The sequence below is a fragment of the Rhizomicrobium sp. genome, assembly GCF_056722145.1.
Window position 1 is genome coordinate 1 of the sequence record NZ_JBWZET010000350.1, and the last position, 3,909, is coordinate 3,909.

Consider the following 3,909-nt stretch of genomic DNA (forward strand, 5'->3'; position numbering starts at 1 on the left):
CCACACCGCGCGCAGCCGCAACGACCAGGTCGCCACCGATTTCCGCCTCTGGGTCCGCGATGCCTGCGACCAGGCGCTCGCCCAACTCAGGGCGCTGCAAGTCGCGCTCGTCACCCGCGCCGCCGAACATGCCGCCAGCATCATGCCCGGCTTCACCCACCTGCAAACCGCGCAGCCGGTCACCCTCGGCCACCACCTGCTCGCCTATTACGAGATGGCCGCGCGCGATGTCTCGCGCTTCGCCGACGCCCGCGCCCGCATGAACCAGTGCCCGCTCGGCGCTGCCGCGCTGGCCGGCACCGGCTTCCCGATCGATCGGCACATGACCGCGCAAGCCCTCGGCTTCGCCCGTCCCACCGACAACAGCCTCGATTCGGTCTCCGACCGCGATTTCGCGCTCGATTACCTCTCGGCCGCCGCCCAATGCGCGCTCCATCTCTCGCGCCTGGCCGAGGAATTCATCATCTGGGCCAGCCAGCCGTTCGGCTTCGTCACCCTGCCAGACAGCCTGTCCACCGGCTCCAGCATCATGCCGCAGAAGAAGAACCCCGACGCGGCCGAGCTGGTGCGCGGCCACTCGGGCCGCATCATCGGCAGCCTCACCAGCCTGATGATCACCATGAAGGGCCTGCCGCTCGCCTATTCGAAGGACATGCAGGATGACAAGCCGCCGGTGTTCGAGGCCGCCGGCCTGCTCACCCTCTGCCTCGCGGCGATGACCGGCATGGTCGAGGGCGCCACCTTCCGCACCCAGAAGATGCGCGCCGCTGCCGAACTCGGCTACGCCACCGCGACGGACCTTGCCGACTGGCTGGTCCGCCAGGCCGGCATCCCGTTCCGCGAGGCGCACCACATCACCGGCAGCGCCGTGAAGCTCGCCGAAAGCCGCGGCATCGCGCTCGAAGCGCTCACCCTCGCCGAACTCCAGGCGATCGATCCGCGCATCGATGAACGCGTGTTCCCGGCGCTCTCGGTCGAAGCGTCGGTCGCCTCGCGCGCCAGCCATGGCGGAACCGCCCCGGCTGAGGTAGAGAAGCGTGTCGCCCAGGCGCGCGCCGCGCTCGGGCTGGAGTAAGCATGTTGCGCCGAACCCTGCTGCTACTCGCCGCCGTCGCCGCGCTCTCCGCCTGCGGCGCGCGCCACAATCTCAAGCCGGTCGCCGGCAAGACCCTCCCGGTCGCCCCCTACGGCGCCGGCGAGAAACCCGGCTCGGACGACCTGCTCACCCCCACCTCGCAGGAACGCCCCGGCCGCAATGTCGAACTGCGCACCCGCTCCGAACCGCGCACCGACGATCCCTACGATCTTCCGCCTAAAGGCTAACCCCATGGACCATTTCGACTACAAGGACGGCGTCCTCCACGCCGAGGACGTAGCCCTGCCCACCATCGCCCGCGAGGTCGGCACCCCGGTCTACGTCTACTCGCGCGCCACGCTCACCCGCCACGCCCGCGTGTTCCGCGATGCGCTGACCAGCCGGCTGCCCAAGGTCCACATCGCCTTCGCGGTCAAGGCCAACCCCAACCTCGCGGTGCTCAAGCTGCTCGCCTCCGAAGGCTACGGCGCCGACGTCGTCTCGGGCGGCGAACTCGAACGCGCGCTCGCCGCCGGCATTCCCGCGGCAGACGTGGTGTTCTCCGGCGTCGGCAAGACCGCATCCGAACTCGCCCGCGCGCTCGATGTCGGCCTCGGCCAGTTCAACCTCGAAAGCGAGGAAGAAGGCCACGAACTCGCCGACATCGCCGAGGGCAGGGGCCTCACCGCCACCTGCGCGCTGCGCGTCAACCCCGATGTCGACGGCGGCACCCACGCCAAGATCAGCACCGGCAAGGCAGAGAACAAGTTCGGCGTGCCCTACGATCGCGCCGCCGCGATGTACGCCCGCCTCGCCGCGCGCCCGGGCCTCCGGATGCGCGGCCTCGCCGCCCACATCGGCAGCCAGATCAGCAGCCTCGCCCCCAGCCGCGCCGCCTTCACCCGCATGGGCGAACTGATGCACGCCATCCGCGCCGCCGGCCACCCCGTCACCCACATGGACCTCGGCGGCGGCCTCGGCGTCCCCTACAAGCTCGGTGAAACCCTGCCGGGGCCGGATGAATACGCCGAAATGGTCGCCGAAGTGACGGCAGACTGGGATGCGACGATCATGTTCGAACCCGGCCGCGTCATCGTCGGCAACTCGGGCGTGCTCGTCACCCGGGTGATCCGCGTCAAGCCCGGGGTTACCAACCCGTTCGTCGTGGTCGACGCCGCGATGAACGACCTCGTCCGCCCGGCGATGTACGACGCCTGGCACGATTTCCTCGCGGTAAAGCCGAATGGGAAGCGCGAGGTGGCGAACATTGTCGGGCCGATCTGCGAAAGCTCGGATACGTTTGCGATGCAGCGCGAGATCGATGTGGTGAAGGCGGGGGACTTGGCGGTGTTTCGGACTGCCGGGGCCTATGGGGCGACGATGGCGAATACCTATAACAGCCGGGCGTTGGTGCCGGAAGTCATGGTGGATGGCTCGCGCTGGGCTGTCGTGGCGGATCGGATTGAGCCTGCCACGATATTGGCGGCGGAGCGGGTGCCCGAGTGGTTGTAGGGGGGGCTAATTCCGCACTAGCTCCGCAATTTTGGCCGCGACTTCACCCATTGTCTCTTCGGTAGTGCTGAGGCCTGCGCGAGAAGCCAATAGAAGGCTGACCTTTTCAAGTTCCTCATAGGTTGTTTCGTGGACAACTGGCACGAGACGTTCACGCCGAAGTAGTGCGGACAGTTCTTTGTCAGCGACCCCTTCGGCTTGGAGACGCAGCAACATGGCTGGTGTAACCAGCACAATTCCAACGCGAGAATTAATTAGTCCCTTATCGATTGCGCGCATCATCGGCACCCCGAGGCCGAGATCCTTTTCGCTGAACCACACGCGAACGCCGCGCGCTTCAAGGAGATCGTGAAGGTCTTTTGCCGCGCCCTGTCGATCATCCCAAGCGTGACAAAGGAAAACATCTCGCAGATCAGGTTGCAAGACTGCGAGGTTCTCTGCAGTTTCGCGGACTGGAGTGAGTGATCGCACCTGTTCAGGCGAATACCAAACCGGCGAGCCTGCTGGCGACCAGCGCGGCTTAGAGCTTTTCCGACCTGCGACGCTCGGCCTGCTGCTACTTCCGTAGGTCGATGGCGCGCTAGTGGGCCTATAGCTTTGATATTCGTTATAGCCCCCAAAACCGCTATAACCGCGTGAGTGACCATAACGTCCGCCGCAAGCTGGGCAGTCTGCCGCTGCGGCAGCCGAACGATGCCCTCTGACCGGTGCAGTACATCTGGCCATAAATTTCCCCCTTGATATGATAGTTCAACAATCGAGCGAGAAATGTGGCGTTGAATATCTATTAGGCAAGTGGCCTTGCAAAATTTTCTTGAAGAGCAATGCGTCATTTACAACGCAATTTCAAAAAGGATGTTTTATATATTGCAAGACGTAAATGTCGTCTTCCGGGGACATAATTCATAATTTGGTGGGATTAGGGACACGGCAAATCCGGGGACACAATTACGTAATTGCCTACCGCCCGCCCGCCATATCGCCACACCCGCGCTCCCAGCAGTGTCGGCGCTGGTCGCGCCGACGTTGAACTCACGGAGTCCCCGGTGATTTCCATCGACAAGCGATGGAAATGAGCTTTCCTACACCCCCCACACCTGTCACCGTTCGCGCGCTCTTTGACATTGCAAATCGGCCGATTCTTTCGCTTCAGGAAGCGTGCGCGCCGCATGTGTTTTATCAACCAACGCGCGCGGCTGTTCACCCTCCGCGCGCGCCGGGCAGGTTCGGTCCGTTTTGGATCATTCTCTTGCGCATGGCGTATCGCTTGCCCCACCCTCCAAGCAGAGTTGCCGCTGGTCGCGGCAACGTTGAACTTACGG

Annotated in this window: 4 protein-coding genes; 3 read left to right on the forward strand and 1 reads right to left on the reverse strand. The window is 64.5% G+C overall.

From position 1 onward, the window contains the following. From argH to lysA, 3 genes are all read left to right on the forward strand, one after another. A partial coding sequence (argH, locus tag AC1P6P_RS18550) for an argininosuccinate lyase (RefSeq protein ID WP_481403929.1) occupies positions 1-1,075 on the forward strand: 1,075 nt, incomplete at its 5' end. A gap of 2 nt (positions 1,076-1,077) precedes the next feature. Further along, complete coding sequence (locus AC1P6P_RS18555; protein WP_481403930.1) at positions 1,078-1,323, forward strand: hypothetical protein; 246 nt, start codon at positions 1,078-1,080, stop codon at positions 1,321-1,323. Between the two features lie 4 nt (positions 1,324-1,327). Continuing rightward, complete coding sequence (gene lysA, locus AC1P6P_RS18560) at positions 1,328-2,587, forward strand: diaminopimelate decarboxylase (RefSeq protein ID WP_481403931.1); 1,260 nt, start codon at positions 1,328-1,330, stop codon at positions 2,585-2,587. A 6-nt stretch (positions 2,588-2,593) separates the two neighbouring features. Here lysA and AC1P6P_RS18565 read toward each other — a convergent pair whose 3' ends face one another. Next, positions 2,594-3,313, reverse strand: coding sequence for a toll/interleukin-1 receptor domain-containing protein (locus AC1P6P_RS18565; protein WP_481403932.1), 720 nt, complete (start codon positions 3,311-3,313; stop codon positions 2,594-2,596). Between the last annotated feature and the right edge of the window lie 596 nt (positions 3,314-3,909).

Coding starts and splice junctions, on each gene's coding strand:
- AC1P6P_RS18555 (WP_481403930.1), top strand. CDS start 1,078: ATGTTGCGCCGAACCCTGCTGCTACTCGCCGCCGTCGCCGCGCTCTCC.
- AC1P6P_RS18565 (WP_481403932.1), bottom strand. CDS start 3,313: ATGGCCAGATGTACTGCACCGGTCAGAGGGCATCGTTCGGCTGCCGCA.
- lysA (WP_481403931.1), top strand. CDS start 1,328: ATGGACCATTTCGACTACAAGGACGGCGTCCTCCACGCCGAGGACGTA.